The organism is Ensifer sp. LBL (genome assembly GCF_050435225.1).
Classification (GTDB): Bacteria; Pseudomonadota; Alphaproteobacteria; order Rhizobiales; family Rhizobiaceae; genus Ensifer.
On record NZ_JBNDJY010000001.1, the window covers coordinates 127,553 to 142,858 of the forward strand.

At 61.9% G+C, this 15,306-nt stretch carries 17 protein-coding genes and 1 tRNA gene; 5 read left to right on the forward strand and 13 right to left on the reverse strand.

Features of this window, described 5'->3' with window-relative positions:
• Positions 1–2 precede the first annotated feature (2 nt).
• On the forward strand, positions 3–1,196 hold the full coding sequence (locus OKW20_RS00625; RefSeq protein ID WP_429169675.1) for a glycosyltransferase: 1,194 nt from the start codon (positions 3–5) through the stop codon (positions 1,194–1,196).
• Positions 1,197–1,284: 88 nt separating this feature from the next.
• Here the strand turns inward: OKW20_RS00625 and OKW20_RS00630 are convergent, their stop codons facing one another.
• The 3 genes from OKW20_RS00630 to OKW20_RS00640 all read right to left on the reverse strand — a co-directional run bounded on the left by OKW20_RS00630 (position 1,285) and on the right by OKW20_RS00640 (position 2,996).
• A complete protein-coding gene (locus OKW20_RS00630; protein WP_402316484.1) occupies positions 1,285–1,578 on the reverse strand; it encodes a hypothetical protein in 294 nt (97 codons plus the stop codon).
• Between the two features lie 321 nt (positions 1,579–1,899).
• Entirely contained in the window at positions 1,900–2,763 is an 864-nt protein-coding gene (locus OKW20_RS00635) for a glycosyltransferase family 8 protein (RefSeq protein ID WP_429169677.1), read from the reverse strand.
• Between the two features lie 156 nt (positions 2,764–2,919).
• A tRNA-Pro gene (locus OKW20_RS00640) sits at positions 2,920–2,996 on the reverse strand.
• Between the two features lie 398 nt (positions 2,997–3,394).
• Here OKW20_RS00640 and OKW20_RS00645 point away from each other — a divergent pair.
• Positions 3,395–3,559, forward strand: a complete 165-nt coding sequence (locus OKW20_RS00645) for a hypothetical protein (protein ID WP_089043959.1) — start codon at positions 3,395–3,397, stop codon at positions 3,557–3,559.
• 201 nt (positions 3,560–3,760) lie between these two features.
• On the opposite strand, the gene OKW20_RS00650 is transcribed toward OKW20_RS00645, so the two are convergent.
• From OKW20_RS00650 to OKW20_RS00675, 6 genes are all read right to left on the reverse strand, one after another.
• Complete coding sequence (locus OKW20_RS00650; RefSeq protein ID WP_034803717.1) at positions 3,761–4,297, reverse strand: MerR family transcriptional regulator; 537 nt, start codon at positions 4,295–4,297, stop codon at positions 3,761–3,763.
• Positions 4,298–4,437: 140 nt separating this feature from the next.
• Entirely contained in the window at positions 4,438–4,776 is a 339-nt protein-coding gene (locus OKW20_RS00655; protein ID WP_034803721.1) for an integration host factor subunit alpha, read from the reverse strand.
• 92 nt (positions 4,777–4,868) lie between these two features.
• On the reverse strand, positions 4,869–5,840 hold the full coding sequence (locus OKW20_RS00660) for a beta-ketoacyl-ACP synthase III (protein ID WP_192447304.1): 972 nt from the start codon (positions 5,838–5,840) through the stop codon (positions 4,869–4,871).
• Positions 5,841–5,844: 4 nt separating this feature from the next.
• Positions 5,845–6,903: a phosphate acyltransferase PlsX gene (gene plsX / locus OKW20_RS00665; RefSeq protein WP_429169678.1), complete on the reverse strand. Its 1,059-nt coding sequence runs from the start codon at positions 6,901–6,903 to the stop codon at positions 5,845–5,847.
• Positions 6,904–7,105: 202 nt separating this feature from the next.
• Entirely contained in the window at positions 7,106–7,657 is a 552-nt protein-coding gene (locus tag OKW20_RS00670) for a YceD family protein (RefSeq protein WP_429169679.1), read from the reverse strand.
• A gap of 89 nt (positions 7,658–7,746) precedes the next feature.
• Positions 7,747–8,286: a ubiquinol-cytochrome C chaperone family protein gene (locus OKW20_RS00675; RefSeq protein WP_043611452.1), complete on the reverse strand. Its 540-nt coding sequence runs from the start codon at positions 8,284–8,286 to the stop codon at positions 7,747–7,749.
• 138 nt (positions 8,287–8,424) lie between these two features.
• Here OKW20_RS00675 and OKW20_RS00680 point away from each other — a divergent pair, with 138 nt between their 5' ends.
• Positions 8,425–8,931, forward strand: coding sequence for an outer membrane protein assembly factor BamE (locus tag OKW20_RS00680; protein WP_043611497.1), 507 nt, complete (start codon positions 8,425–8,427; stop codon positions 8,929–8,931).
• Between the two features lie 71 nt (positions 8,932–9,002).
• On the opposite strand, the gene OKW20_RS00685 is transcribed toward OKW20_RS00680, so the two are convergent.
• The 4 genes from OKW20_RS00685 to ribH all read right to left on the reverse strand — a co-directional run bounded on the left by OKW20_RS00685 (position 9,003) and on the right by ribH (position 13,509).
• On the reverse strand, positions 9,003–11,138 hold the full coding sequence (locus OKW20_RS00685) for a sodium-translocating pyrophosphatase (RefSeq protein WP_043611451.1): 2,136 nt from the start codon (positions 11,136–11,138) through the stop codon (positions 9,003–9,005).
• A 195-nt stretch (positions 11,139–11,333) separates the two neighbouring features.
• Positions 11,334–12,563, reverse strand: a complete 1,230-nt coding sequence (locus OKW20_RS00690) for an MFS transporter (RefSeq protein ID WP_429169680.1) — start codon at positions 12,561–12,563, stop codon at positions 11,334–11,336.
• A 5-nt stretch (positions 12,564–12,568) separates the two neighbouring features.
• Positions 12,569–13,051 (reverse strand): transcription antitermination factor NusB, encoded by a 483-nt coding sequence (gene nusB, locus OKW20_RS00695; protein WP_043611449.1) that lies wholly within the window; start codon positions 13,049–13,051, stop codon positions 12,569–12,571.
• Positions 13,048–13,509, reverse strand: a complete 462-nt coding sequence (gene ribH, locus OKW20_RS00700) for a 6,7-dimethyl-8-ribityllumazine synthase (protein ID WP_043611448.1) — start codon at positions 13,507–13,509, stop codon at positions 13,048–13,050. The genes nusB and ribH overlap by 4 nt, the downstream gene beginning before the upstream one ends.
• Positions 13,510–13,936: 427 nt before the next feature.
• On the opposite strand from ribH, the gene OKW20_RS00705 reads away from it, so the two are divergent.
• Positions 13,937–14,437, forward strand: coding sequence for a cupin domain-containing protein (locus tag OKW20_RS00705; protein WP_043611447.1), 501 nt, complete (start codon positions 13,937–13,939; stop codon positions 14,435–14,437).
• Between the two features lie 24 nt (positions 14,438–14,461).
• Positions 14,462–15,037 carry a GNAT family N-acetyltransferase gene (locus tag OKW20_RS00710; RefSeq protein ID WP_429169682.1) on the forward strand — a complete coding sequence of 192 codons (576 nt, stop codon included), beginning with the start codon at positions 14,462–14,464 and terminating at the stop codon, positions 15,035–15,037.
• Positions 15,038–15,306 lie beyond the last annotated feature (269 nt).

Sequence of the window (15,306 nt, forward strand, 5' to 3'; positions counted from 1 at the left end):
CCATGGAACATGTGGTTCCGCGCCGGTCGCCGGCCCCTTCCCTCAAGCTCCTAGAAGTGCTGGAGCCGAGCGGCGGCGGCTCGGGCCGGCACTTCCTCGACCTCTGCCGCGGCATGCACAAGCGCGGGCATCACGTCGAGGCCGTCTATTCGCCGGTGCGCGCCGAGGAAGGTTTCGTTCGTGAACTGAAGGCAATCGGCCTGCCGGCGGTACACGCCGTCCTGATGAGACGCGCGCCCGGGCCGTCTGACGTCGGCTGCTTTCTCGAACTCCGGCGCATCATCCAGAACAACGGTTTCGACATCGTCCATGGCCACAGTTCCAAGGCCGGTGCGCTGACGCGCCTGCGGCTGCCCGGTTCTCATGTGCCGCGCATCTACACGCCACACGCCTTTCGCACGCTCGACCCGACGCTCGGCCGCGGCGGACGGCTGATCTATGGCACGATCGAATGGGCGCTGGCCCGCTTCTTTACCGATCACCTGATCTGCGTCTCCGACGACGAGTTCCATCACGCGCTGTCCCTGCACATGCCGGAGAAGCGCATGTCGGTGATCGTCAATGGCGTGGCACCACCCTCGGGCGAATTGGCGCAGACGCTGCGCGCCAGCTTCGGGATCGCGCCGGACGCTTTCGTTTTCGGCTTCGTTGGACGATTGTCCGCCCAGAAGGCGCCGGAACGGCTGATCGCCGCTTTCAAGAGTGTGGCCGCCTCGGTCAGAAACAGCCACCTCGTCATGGTCGGCAGCGGCGAGCTCGAGGGCAGCCTTCGCAAAGCGATTGCCGAAAGCGGGCTTCAGAACCGGATGCATCTGACCTCCGCCTTCACCGGCCCGCAGGCCGTGCCGGCCTTCGACCTCCTGGTGATGCCGAGCCGCTACGAGGCGATGTCCTATGTGATGCTTGAAGGGGCTGCGGCCGGCAAGGCGATCATCGCCACCGATATCGGTGGCGCGCGCACGGTGATCGAGGACGGGCGGAACGGTTACATCCTTCCCAACAGCGACGACACATCAGCACTCGCCAAGAGCATGATCAGTGCCGCGGAGCCCGAAACCTTCAAGGCCCTGTCGGCCAGCGCGGTAAGCCTGAAGGACCGCTTTACGCTTGCCGTCATGCTCGACCGCACGGAGGCCCTTTACCGGAACGCGGCTTCAAAACTGCAGAAGGCCGACCTGCTCCGGTCAACCACATAGCGAAAAGAGTGATTGCCCCGCTGCTTCTTTCCGAAAACAAAAAAGAGGCCCTGCTGAAGGACCTCTTTTGCTGCATTTGCAGGATCGCTTAGGGCGTCGATCCTTCTGCGCCCGAACCACCGCCGGTATCGGGGTTCGAACTTGGCGCCCCCGTATCGCCGTTGGAATTGGCGGCGCCGGTATCCGGGTTGGAGCTCGCAGCACCGGTATCCGGGTTGGAACTCGCCGTGCCGGTATCACCCGATGAGCCGGTAGGCTGGCCCGGAACGAGGATGACGGCGTCGTCGGCACGGGCGGTGCCGGACGTCGAAATGACCGGCATTGCCGTCAGGGCCGAAAGCCCGAGCAACGACACGGCAAAAATCTTCGAAAGCGTCTTCATTCCATTTCCTCCTTTGGCAGGCAGGCGCCCGCCATAAGGCCATTCCATCACTTTCGCGAGGACGGCGATCGGCCCCAGCCGCGTGGACCATCGCACCGGAACGAGGCATTTTAGCGATTTCGGATGAGCGATAAATTTTTCTGCGTCGCAACCAACGGGGGTCCGTGCGGTTTCGTGCGCCGATCACAGCCAAGTGCGACCCGGGCCGGGGCGATGCTGAGATAGCCCGTTGCAAGGCCAAACCGAAGCTTGGAGCACCGGAGCCGGCAAGGAGACATCAGGATTGCGGACGCCGCCGACAGAACTCCGGCTGGCCGAGTTTCAGCGCTCGAAAAGTCTTCGGACGGAGTGCGTCAGCCGACTGATCCGCTTGTGCCAGCGCGACTTGAGACGCTTGCTCGCCCAAGGCGTCGCTTGCCGGTACTGCAAATACAGGGGCTGCGCCGGGTGCTGGCAACGAACGGAGTTGGGCTTGTCGTGCGTGAAATGGAAGATCGCCGGTTCGTCGGCATGCGAATGCAGGATCACATTCCAACGACGGTCGAGCGAAGCGAACTGTCCAGCGAGAGCGATGTTCAATGCGTCCTGATCGAAGAATTTCAGCCTTGCGGCCTGTGAACGGACAATCTCGAGGCAGCGACTGGACAGATCCCTCTTCAGCCATTCCACAATGTCGATCAGCAAAACGCCGGAATTCATCGTTCTCGTTCCGTCTGGAAGCTTCAGACGCGCATTGTCCTGGTTGGAAACGCCGCCGACAGCGGCCACCGGCATGCCGGACATATCCAGGTTCAGCAACGGACGCAGACTGTCGACCACGATCGTATCGGCGTCGAGATAGACGAGCCGCCCCTCCTTGCAGCCAAGGAGGTCTGGTAGGACAAGCCGGGTATAGATCGATCGGCTCCAGTTGCTGTTGGTCTTCAACCCATCGAATTGCTGAAGCGTTTCTTCGGACAATTCGAACAGCGTTAAGCGCAGGCGCCCGCCGCACTGTCTCAGATGCGATTTATCCTTGGGGGTCAGTCCGTCGCAGAAGACGATGACGTTGGCCTCGTCGACGTCGCCATTCAGAGCCAGCGTATGCAACATCACTCCGGCGAACTCGACAAACCTGCGGTCCACGGAAGTGACGACAAAACACGCGCTTAAAGCCAAAGCCGATTCATCAGTTTCCGCACGCATTAAGCCCCCCAAATCGTGCCAGGCCATCAAGACAATGACCCGCTATTCGCCCATCCCTCACGGCAGGGCCGCCGAAGTGATCGGTCGCTAATCGAAAAGATGAAGGGAAAACGAAGTTCCTCAGGGGATTTCGGACATCAAAGCCGAAGAGGAAAATGGTCGGAGCGGCGGGATTCGAACCCACGACCCCTTGACCCCCAGTCAAGTGCGCTACCGGGCTGCGCTACGCTCCGAACCGAGGAAACCCCTATATAACCAACGCTTAGAGCGCAAGCGGGAAAATGCGGCCTGGATCGAAAAAGGAACAAACGGCGTGGAAAAGTATGCTTGGGAGCCGAAAGTCCGACAGGATATTCCGCAAATTCACGGCATGGCATCGCCCCCCGCGACGCGACTGCGGACAGAGAAAGCCCCCACCATCCGCGCGCCACTGGATGCCTGCAAGGTCCGATGCTGCGTGGCGACGAAAACACCGACCGCACGTCCGGCTACGGAACCTTCACCAAAACGAGATCCCGTCGCTCGAAACTTGCTGCCTAACGCAACGTGAGCTTGCCATCATGGATGAATTGAGGGACAGTTTGATACTGGCCCTTGAGGCCTGGAGCGTCTCCCCTTCTAGGAGAAAACCATGCCTCTTAAGTCCCTTATGGCCCTCACCGCGCTTGCGCTTCTCACGCTCTCCGGCTGTGCGACCTCGGGTTCGACCAACACGACCTATGCGCAGTGGACGGGCCCCTATCCCGAGCCTGACGTCTCCGCGGCGAGCCCCGGCGGCTTCCGCATCTCCTACTGACGCTTTTTCAAACGCTGCTGAAGATGGTCGCGCGAACGTCTTGCGGATAGGCGCGCATATGCTCCTCGCCGTCGGGTAGCGCGCCGACGGCAGAGGCGCTGCCTTGGTGATCGTATACAGGATACTTGCGTCGAGACGGCTCGTCCGACACGCAGTCGGGCGTCCGAAACCGGCCTTGATCGATCCTCTGAAATGGCTTTCTCAGCGCACCTGGTCGAGCAACCGCTTGCATTCCAGGAGATCATAGAGCGCCTCCTGCAGCAGGGCGCGATCTTCCTTGCCCACGGACGAGGATTTTCCGAGAGAGATCTCGGGCACGTCGTCACTGCTGCCGCCGAAGGAGAAGAAGCGGCGGCTCGCGGGCGCCTTGGCGCGGCCAACGATCTGATCCTCCTCGGAAAGACCAGCCTTCGGCGGTGCCGGCTCTTCGTTGCTGGAGGCCGCAAGCGCCTCGACGGTCGCGAGATCGCCGCTCGCAATCGCCGCGACGAACTTGTTGCCGTTGGTCTTCAGGAGTTTCTGAACGCCCTTGATCGTATAGCCGTGATCGTAGAGCAGATGCCGGATGCCCTTCAAAAGGTCGACATCCTCCGGCCGGTAGTACCGCCGGCCACCGCCGCGCTTCATCGGCTTGATCTGCTGGAAGCGGGTTTCCCAGAAACGCAGGACGTGCTGCGGCAGGTCGAGATCGTCAGCGACCTCGCTGATGGTGCGAAAAGCGTCCGGGCTCTTTTCCATATCGTTCCCAATCCATGCCATGCGACTCAGGCTCGAAAGCCGACAATGAGCCGATACCGCGCCAATGATGGCACGAATCGGCTCCATTTCAACGGCTTATGGATGGGTTTTCAACCACATTTGTGGCTGTCGTCTGGCGTTCACGAAACGGGAGACACCGGTTTCTGCTTGGCCCTGCGGCCCAGATGCGCCTTCAGCACGCGCTGCTTCAGGACGTTCGACGCCTTGAAGGTCATCACGCGCCGGGGCGAAATCGGCACTTCCTCGCCGGTTTTCGGGTTTCGCCCGATACGTTCGTTCTTGTCGCGGACCTGGAAGGTCGCGAAAGAGGACAGCTTCACACTCTCGCCACGCACGATTGCGTTGCATATTTCGTCAATGACGGTTTCCACCAGCTCGGCAGACTCTGTCCTCGACAGACCCACCTTGCGAAAAACCGACTCAGCCAAGTCCGCCCGTGTTACTGTTTTTCCGCTCATCTTCCCCCACCAACGTCTGGTACGCCGATCAGCGTCCGAAGACTATTGCCCTTGCCTTTTGCGGTCAAGCGCCTGTTGCTTAAGCAATTTCTTTACCAGCGGAGGAGCACGGAGCCCCAGGTGAAGCCACCGCCCATGGCCTCGAGCAGGACAAGGTCACCCTTCTTGATCCGGCCGTCGCCCGCCGCCGCATTCAATGCCAGCGGAATGGAGGCTGCAGAGGTGTTGCCATGCAGATCGACGGTCACCACAACCTTGTCGAGAGGGATACCAAGCTTCTTGGCCGAGCCGTCGATGATGCGGCGGTTGGCCTGGTGCGGGACCAGCCAATCCAGATCTTCGGCCGTCGTCCCGGTCGCCTCGAAGGCGGCCTCGATGACGTCGGTAATCATGCCGACCGCATGCTTGAAGACTTCGCGGCCTTCCATCTTCAGATGGCCGACCGTTCCCGTGGTCGAGGGGCCGCCGTCGACATAGAGCTTGTCGCGGTGCGCACCGTCGGAGCGAAGCTTCGCCGTCAGCACGCCGCGGTCGGCATTGGTGCCCTCGCCTTCCTGGGCTTCCAGGATGATGGCGCCGGCGCCGTCGCCAAAGAGCACGCAGGTCGTGCGGTCGGTCCAGTCGAGAATGCGGGAGAATGTCTCCGCGCCGATCACCAGCACGCGCTTGGCAAGCCCGCCGCGGATATAGGCATCCGCTGTGGTGACCGCATAGACGAAGCCCGAGCAGACGGCCTGCATGTCGAAGGCCGCGCCATGGCGCATGCCGAGACGATCCTGGATATTGACGGCCGTTGCCGGGAACGTGTTGTCCGGGGTGGAGGTCGCCAGGATGATCAGGTCGATGTCATCAGGCGTAAGTCCAGCGTTGGCGAGTGCTGCGCGCGCGGCACCTTCGCCGAGCGAAGCCGTGGTCTCGCCCTCGCCGGCGATGTAACGCTGCCGGATGCCGGTGCGTTGCACGATCCACTCATCGGACGTATCGACCTTGGATTCCAGCTCCTGATTGGTGACCACGCGTTTCGGCAAAGCCGCGCCGAAACCGCGAACGACGGAACGGATCATCTATTCAAACCTCATCATTCATGCCGGCGGAAAGGGCCTGTGGCGGCTCGCCGCCATGGTACTTCGCCAGATCGAGCTCGATCTTCGCCTTCAGGCCATTCTTAACCATGTCGTAGCCGACATCGATCGCGGCTGCAAAACCTTCGGCATCCGCACCACCATGGCTCTTGATCACGACGCCATTGAGGCCAAGGAACACGCCGCCATTGACCTTGCGCGGGTCCATCTTCTCCCGCAGGCGGTCGAAGGCGCCCTTCGCCAGGATATAGCCGAGCTTGGCAAGAAGCGTGCGCGACATGGCAGCGCGCAGATATTCGGCGATCTGGCGCGCGGTGCCTTCGGCAGCCTTCAGCGCGATATTGCCGGAAAAACCTTCTGTGACGACGACGTCGACCGTTCCGCGACCGATATCGTCGCCCTCGACGAAGCCGTAATAGTCGAAGCCGTCGATATTGGCTTCACGGATCAGGCGGCCGGCTTCCTTGACCTCTTCCTGTCCCTTGATCTCCTCGACGCCGACATTCAGCAACCCGACCATCGGTCGTTCGATCTCGAACAGCGCGCGCGCCATGGCGCCGCCCATCAGCGCGAAATCCATCAGTTGCTGCGCGTCCGCACCGATCGTCGCGCCGACATCGAGCACGATGCTCTCGCCCTTCAGCGTCGGCCAGATGGCGGCGATCGCCGGCCGTTGAATTCCCTGCATGGTGCGCAGACAGAAGACCGACATGGCCATCAGCGCGCCGGTATTGCCGGCGGAGACGACGACGTCTGCCTCGCCGGCGTTGATCGCGTCGATCGCTTTCCACATGCTCGACTTGCCGCGACCACGGCGAAGCGCCTGGCTCGGCTTCTCGTCCATGGCGACTGCAATCTCGCAGTCGTAAAAGGTGCTGTTGGCCTTCAGCTGCGGATATTTTTCAAGGAGGCCCGCGCACTGCGCTTCGATGCCGAACAAAACGAACTTGATGTCCGGATGACGTTCAAGCGCTCTTGCGGCGCCGGGGATGACGACTTCAGGACCATAGTCGCCCCCCATCACGTCAAGTGAAATTCTGACCACGCGTGTCTTATCCTTTATTTCTGCCACACAACACGTGCCGCCGCGGCGCACTCAACGGAAACGCATTGACGAAACATATTGCTTCTGACGCTTGAGCCAAGCACGCGGCAGATCGCTTTGGCGGCTCTTCTGGCCGGTTTGGGGCCAAAATACTGCTTTTCCATTGCGTGACAACCGAATTGTAGATGACGCTTTCGCGACCTCAGTCCTTTTTCCAGTCCTTCAGGACCGCAAAGGGGTTCGGCTTCTTGTCATCGGCAGATGTGCTCTCGATGCGCTCGCCGAACGTCACGCCGGGCTTACGGGGATAAGGGTCGATCGCAAGCGCAACCTGCTCGCTGACGACAACGCCGGCGTCGATGGTGTCGCCGATAAAGGTATCGGGAATATCGGGGCCGTCAGGGTCGAGAACCATCTCGCCGCCGTCGTTGCTTGCCTGGCGGGCGAGCCGCGATCCCTCGGGCACGAAGATCGCCTCGACCAGCTCGTTGATTTCGGCTTCGACCGGCTCAAGCGTGACAACACAGCTCTGCACGATGCGGGCCTTGACGTCGCCCTTGATCTTCACGCCATCCTTCTTCCAGCGCGCGATCTGCAGGTCGGCCTCGAGCGACAGGACATCGTTGATGTTCCAAAGCTCGGCAAGCGCCTTGCGCTCACGTTCATTGGCGGAGAGATGAACGCTGACCGCGTTCGCCGAAATGTGCCCTACCTTCACCGGGTAAGAAAAGGCCGGCCGGCTTTCGTCTTTCATGATTGGATCCTTCCTCGCGCGGGCTTGCCTGGCGCCCATCGCGAATGCAGCCGCCGACCGGCTGCCGGTGGCGACGCTCTTGTTTTCTATTACGCCCCAGCCGGCGGAATGTGCAACTGGCCGACTTCGACGACGTCTTCCGCGACATCGACGAGCTGCGCCTCGACCGCCAGCAGATAGCCAGCAAGCGCCACCATCGAAGGCGCGGCGTCGCCGCCATCCGGGTGGAAGTTGCGCCTGAGCGCTGCCGCCAGAGCCTCGACGTCCTTCGTCTCCAGCGCCGCCGCGTACGATTCGAGCCGGCCGTAATACATGCCGGCCAGCTTCTTCATCTTCTTCGGCACGCCGGCGTCACCGACGCCGAGCTCGCGGATCGAATGATCCACGTCCTCGAAAAAGGCATCGATGATCTCCTGGGCGATTTCCTGGCCCGCCCTCGCCGAAGCGCGCGTACGGCGGAAATAGAGGATCAGCGTTGCCGACAGCATCTCGAACCGGCCCATCACCGTGTCCGGCACATCGAGGTCGGTGTAGAGGTAGGGCTGGCGTGCGGCCGCCGTCAGCAATGCATATTGCCGCTCGACAATCGCGGTGTTGCCACTTTTTCTTTTAAACAGTCCAAAAATCATCACAAAGCTCGGGCTTGGCTTTCTCGAAATGCGCGCAAGCGCCCATGACGTTGTTGCATGACAGCCGAAGCTGGTTTACCGAAGCAGGCACGAATTGCAATGGCGGATCTGCCATCGTTTCTCCAAGGGGAGCTGTCGTTGACGAAGCGGTATTTGAGAAAAAACTTTAAGACCCTCGGCCGCGTGGCGGTCGTAGCCACAATCGCCGGTTTTACCCTTTCCGCCTGCCAGTCCGCCAATGTCGGTGAAGTTCTCCATCAGGGCTATGTGGTTGATCAGGAAACGCTAAACCTCGTTCCGGTCGGCTCCAGCCGCGAGCAGGTGCTGCTCTCGCTCGGCACGCCCTCGACGACGGCAACCTTCGACAACGAAGTGTTCTACTACATTTCGCAGACGCGCAAGCGCCCTGTCGCCTTCATGAAGCCGCAGCTGGTCGACCAGTCGATCCTGGCCGTCTATTTCGACAAGGAAGGCACCGTCAGCCAGCTGGCTCACTACACGCTGAAAGACGGCAAGGTCTTCGACATGCTGACCCGCACGACGCCGACAGGCGGCAAGGAAACAAGCTTCCTCGGCCAGCTGTTGACCGGCCCCGGCGCAGGCCAGGCCGCGGCACGCAGCCTGTTCAAGGACTTCGGCAACTAAGCCGCCCCATTCCAAGGAAAAGGCCCGCGGAACGATGTTCCGCGGGCCTTTTTGTTTGCTTGGCGATGCGATCAGGCGAGGATTGCCAGAAGCAGCAGCGCCACGATGTTGGTGATCTTGATCGCCGGGTTCACGGCCGGACCGGCCGTGTCCTTGTAGGGGTCGCCGACGGTGTCGCCGGTCACCGACGCCTTATGGGCGTCGGAGCCCTTCAGATGGCGTTCGCCGTTCTTGTCGACGAAACCGTCCTCGAAGCTCTTCTTGGCATTGTCCCAGGCGCCACCGCCCGAAGTCATCGAGATCGCCACGAAGAGGCCGTTGACGATGACACCGAGCAGAGAGGCACCGAGCGCTGCGAAGGCCGAGGCCTTCGAGCCCGAGAGCAGCAGCACGCCGAAATAGACGACGACGGGCGCCAGCACTGGCAGCAGCGAAGGAATGACCATTTCACGGATCGCCGCCTTCGTCAGAAGGTCGACGGCGCGGCCATAGTCCGGCCGTTCCGTGCCTGCCATGATGCCGGGCTTCTCGCGAAACTGCCGGCGAACCTCCTCGACGATCGAGCCGGCTGCACGGCCGACGGCAGTCATTGCAATGCCGCCGAAGAGATAGGGAATGAGGCCGCCGAAGATCAGGCCGGCAACTACATAGGGGTTGGAGAGGTCGAAGGAGATCTGCCCGACATCGGCGAAGTAGGGATATTTGTCGCCATTGGCGGCGAAATAGCTGAGGTCGTTCGAGTAGGCGGCGAAAAGCACCAGCGCGCCGAGACCGGCGGAACCGATCGCGTAGCCCTTGGTGACGGCCTTGGTGGTGTTGCCAACCGCGTCAAGCGCGTCGGTGGATTTGCGCACCTCCGGCGGCAGATGCGACATCTCCGCGATACCGCCGGCGTTGTCCGTGACCGGCCCGAAAGCATCCAGCGCCACGATCATGCCGGCGATGCCGAGCATGGCGGTGACGGCAATGCCGGTGCCGAAGAGGCCGGCGAGCTGGTAGGTCGCGATGATGCCGCCGACGATGACGATGGCCGGCAGCGCGGTCGATTCCAGCGAGACGGCAAGCCCCTGGATGACGTTGGTGCCGTGGCCGGTGACCGAGGCCTGGGCGATCGAATTCACCGGCCGCTTGTTGGTACCGGTATAGTACTCCGTGATCACCACGATCAGCGCCGTGACCACCAGCCCGAGAATGCCGCAGATGAACAGGTTCCAGCCGGTTATGTCCTTGCCGGCGACGGTACCGATCGAGCCCCATCCGATGGTGAAGGATGTGGCCGCGCCGAGACCGAGGATCGACAGCACGCCGGTGACGATCAGCCCTCTGTACAGCGCTCCCATGATCGAATTGTTGGAACCCAGCTTCACGAAGAAGGTGCCGACGATCGAGGTGATGATGCAGGCGGCGCAGATTGCCAGCGGATACACCATGACGGTTGCGAGCAACGGCGTCCCGGCAAAGAAGATGGCCGCCAGCACCATGGTTGCGACGATGGAGACAGCATAGGTCTCGAACAGGTCGGCGGCCATGCCGGCGCAGTCGCCGACATTGTCGCCGACGTTGTCGGCAATGGTCGCCGGATTGCGCGGGTCGTCTTCCGGAATGCCGGCTTCGACCTTGCCGACGAGGTCGCCGCCGACGTCGGCACCCTTGGTGAAGATGCCACCGCCGAGACGGGCGAAGATCGAAATCAGCGATGCGCCGAAACCGAGCGAGACCAGGGCATCGATGACTTCGCGCGAGGCAGGCTCATGCCCCATGCCGGCCGTGAGGACGACGTAGTAGACCGAGACCCCGAGAAGGGCCAGGCCCGCAACGAGAAGGCCGGTGATTGCGCCGGATTTGAAGGCGATGTCGAGACCGGAGGCAAGGCTGACGGAAGCAGCCTGGGCCGTGCGTACATTGGCCCGCACCGAAACGTGCATGCCGATGAAACCCGCGGCACCCGAAAGGATCGCACCAATCAGAAAGCCAAAAGCGGCGGCGGGAGAAAGAAGAACCCAAGCGGCGATGAATACGACGACGCCGACAATGGCAATGGTCTTGTATTGACGCGTGAGATAGGCCTGCGCCCCTTCACGAATGTAGCCTGCGATTTCTTGCATGCGGGCGTTCCCCTGGTCGGCGGCAAGCACCGACTGTGTTGCCCAGATGGCGTAAGCCACCGCGAGCAACCCGCATGCGATAACGCCCAATAAAATGGTCATTTCGCATTACCCTCCGTTACAACCCGCGGACTCACTCCCGGCCGCAGGCCCCTCAAAACCGCGAATCACGCACCACCTCCTCAAGCAGCACCCCTCACGGCGCGGCCAGAGTGCGGTTGCAACGGGAGATCGTCAAGCCCCGAGAAACGCCACTGGCGGCGCCTCGTTCGCTTTAGATTTCAGGGGAATGGAGCGTTAGGCGGCGGCCTTGCGCGGCGCCCGCTTCAGGAGCAAGAGGAGGATAAGGCAAACGATCGTCACCGGCCACACGACCGCGTTCAGCATGTCCCAGCCATAGGCGGTGAGCACCTTCCCCGAGGCAAACGACGACAGCGCCACGGTGGTGAACAGGATGATGTCGTGGAAGGCCTGGACCTTGTCGGCTTCCTGCGGCCGGTAGCTGCTGGCGACGATCGCCGTCGAGCCTATGAAGCCGAAGTTCCAGCCGAGGCCGAGCAGCACGAGCGCACCCCAGAAGTTCCAGAGCTCGATGCCCATATGCGCGACTGCGGCGCAGGCCATAAGCAAGAGCAGGCCGCAACCGACGATGCGCTCGGCGCCAAAGCGGCTGATGAGCATGCCGGTGACGAAGCTCGGCGCAAACATCGCCAGGACGTGCCACTGGATGCCGAGCGTGGCGAGTTCGGTCGAGAAGCCGCAGCCGATCACCATGGCGACGGGCGCGCCGGTCATCATGAAGGTCATCAGCGCGTAGCTGGAAATGCCGCAGATCATGCCGGTGGCAAAGCGCTGGCTGCGAACGATTTCGCCGAGCGGACGAACGGACTGATCGTGGTGGGCACTCACCATTGCGCCCGGTTCGGGCAGCCGCAGCGGCGCGAAAAACAGGGCAGCGAGGAGGCAAATCGGCATCAGGACGACGAAAGCCCCGGCAAAGGAAACCGGCGCGAACAGGTCGCCAGCGAAAATGACGATCTGCGGACCGAGAACGGCCGAAACGATGCCGCCGCCGAGGATCAGCGAGATTGCCTTGGGCTTGTAGAACGACGGCGAAGCGTCGGCAGCGGCAAAGCGCAGCTTCTGTGTAAAGCCGTTCGACGAGCCAAGCATCGCGAGTGCGAAGGCGAAGAGCCAGAAATTCTCGCGGAAGAGTGCGACGGCGGCGAGCGCTGCCCCGGCGGCCGCGATTGCGGTCCCGCTCATGAAGGCGAAACGGCGGCCGATCAGGCGCGACAATACCGCCACCAGCACAACGCCCAGCGCCATGCCGACATTGAACGCGGTGAGCGGCGCGGTGGCCAGCGACTTGTCTTCCGCCAGCATCTGGTAGCCGGCGACACCGCCGACCGAAAAGCAGATGGGGCCGACGACGCCGAGCACGGCCTGCGCGGCGGTCAGAAGGTAAACGTTGCGGCGTGTTTCGCGAAGGGTGTTGCCCATGTCATCTGCAGCAGCCGCAACCATCGACCTTATTTCCTCGGTTCGCCGCGGACCTGTCGGGCAATGCGGTCGAGGACGGCATTGACCAGCTTGGGCTCGTCATCCGAGAAGAAGGCCTTGGCGATCTCGACATATTCCGTGACGATCACCGGAACAGGCACGTCCTTGCGCTCAAGCATCTCGAAGGTTCCGGCACGCAGGATGGCGCGCACGGTGGAATCGAGACGCGACAACGCCCAGTCGTCCTGAAGCGCCGAACCGATCAACGGATCAAGCTTGCGCTGGTCGCGCACGACACCGGCGACAATCGACCGGAACCAGGAGGGGTCGGCCTTCAGGTAGGTGTCGCCATCGACATCCTGTCCGAGGCGATGCGCTTCGTATTCAGCAACCACTTCGAGGACACCGGTGCCGCCGATGTCCATCTGATAGAGCGCCTGCACCGCGGCAAGGCGTGCTGCACCGCGCTGGTTGACCTGCTTCAGCGGTTGATCCGAGGGGGTTTTCGTCACTTTTCCGTGCCCAGTTTCTTCTTAAGTTCAATCATGGTCAGTGCCGCACGCGCAGCAAAGCCACCCTTGTCGCCTTCCGACCGGCGCGCACGCGCCCAGGCCTGATCGTCGTTTTCGACCGTCAGGATACCGTTGCCGATCGCGAGGCTCTCGCTCACCGCAAGATCCATGATCGCGCGCGAGGATTCGTTCGCGACGATGTCGAAATGATAGGTTTCGCCACGAATGACCATGCCAAGGGCAACGAAACCGTCGTATTCGGTGCCGCCTTCATCGGCGCCGTCGAGCGCCATGGCGATCGCCGGCGGGATTTCGAGAGCACCCGGAACCGTGACGATATCATAGGTCGCCCCGGCTTCGTCCAGCGCATGTTTTGCTCCGTCGAGCAGAGCATCGGCCATATCGTCATAGAAACGCGCTTCCACAATCAGGATGTGGGCTGCCGTGGTCTCTGCCATGGATCACCTGTCTTTGAGAATTCAGCGCCGGATGCGACCGGCCAAGGCGGCGGTCAAACCACGCCCGGCGTCGAATGGCAAGCAAATTCCACCGCAGACGGCCTTTTGCCGCGTCCGGCGGCCGCCAATAGCCACCATCCTAAGCTTCGCCGCTCCTCCAATTCGTCCCACCGGAGGGCGCTGCCGCCGACGGGCGAAGACGGCCAGCCCTACGCCTTATTCGCCCCAATACGCGGCCTCACAGCCCCTAGTGAAACCATCGCGCGATTGCGCCTAGATGGTCTCGCCGATGGATTGCAACACTAGGATGTATTCCTGTAACCATCGTCGCTAATTTTAGCGATCGCAGGTTGACGACGGGACGAACGCGCGACACGGATAGAACGTATTAGCGTTGCCGCGACAACGGTGCGCCAGGGAGGACCATGTGACCGATACGAAAAAGCCGATCGTTAATCCCAAAAACCTGGAACTCGACCACTGGACTCAAGGCACTTTCTTCGAATCCCGCGACGCCGCCTTCGGCGCGCTGCTCGGCCTCAAGGATCTGGGCATCGGCTACGGTGAAGTGCCGCCGGGCAAGTCCGGCTGCCCGTTTCACAATCACCATGTCGAAGAAGAAATGTTCATTATCCTCGAGGGTGAAGGGACTTACCGCTTCGGCAGCGAGCGTTATGCGGTCGGCCCGGGCGACATTCTGGGCGCGCCTGCGGGCGGTCCTGAGACGGCACATCACCTGATCAATACCGGCACAGTGCCGCTCAAGTACCTTTCGATCTCGACCAAGGCGGCAACCGAAATCTGCGAGTACCCGGATTCGGGCAAGTTCCTCGCCAGGACGCGCGGCACCAAAGGCGAGCGGTCGTTCAGCTTCACCGGCCGACCGGAAAGCGCCGTCGACTACTGGGACGGCGAGCCCGGTGCCTGACATCATCACAGCATAGGATCGAATATGCATAGCGTTCCCATCATCGAGACCGATCGCCTTGTCCTGCGCCCCTATCGCCGTGACGATTTCCCCTCCTATTCCGCGCTGTTCGGCGATGCCGAGGTCATCCGCTACGTCGGCGGGGTGCCGTTTACGCGGGAGCAATCCTGGACCCGCTTCCTGCGCCAGGTCGGCATGTGGCACTATTTCGGCTTCGGCTTCTTTGCCATCCAGGACCGGGAGACCGGGACCTTTCTCGGCGAGGCCGGTTTCCACGACGTGCATCGCGCCATCACGCCTTCGCTCGAAGGGACGATGGAAACGGGATGGGCGCTGTCACCGAAAGCGCATGGCAAGGGGCTCGCGACCGAGGCCGTCAGCGCGGCGCTCAAATGGGCCGACCGCCAGTTTCCGACGTTGCGCAAGACCTGCATCATCGATATCGGCAATCACGCCTCGATCCGGGTCGCCGAGAAGCATGGCTTCAAGGAATTCTGGCGCACGACCTATCACGGCAACCACGTGATCATGTTCGAGCGCCACCAGAAGGCAGCGGCTGCGACAGGCGAAAGATGGGCTCGCGCGCACGCCGAAACATGAACAAGTTTTAATTGTTTTCCCGATGCCAATGCCATGGAAAGGGCCACATTCCGGCCCAGTTTCCTAGTCGTTGGCACGACGCGCCCTCCCCAAGAAGGGAGCAAACGCCGACCAATCAGTCGAAACAGTCCAGCGTTTTTGCTTGCGGGTGACAACACCCGCAAACGAACCCTGCTGGCCGCCGCCATAGGCGAACCTCACCGGCCCGGAAACCCGCAAGGTTCCGCGTTCCCGTATCGGGCCGGCTTGCGCCTCGTTGCGGCAAACAA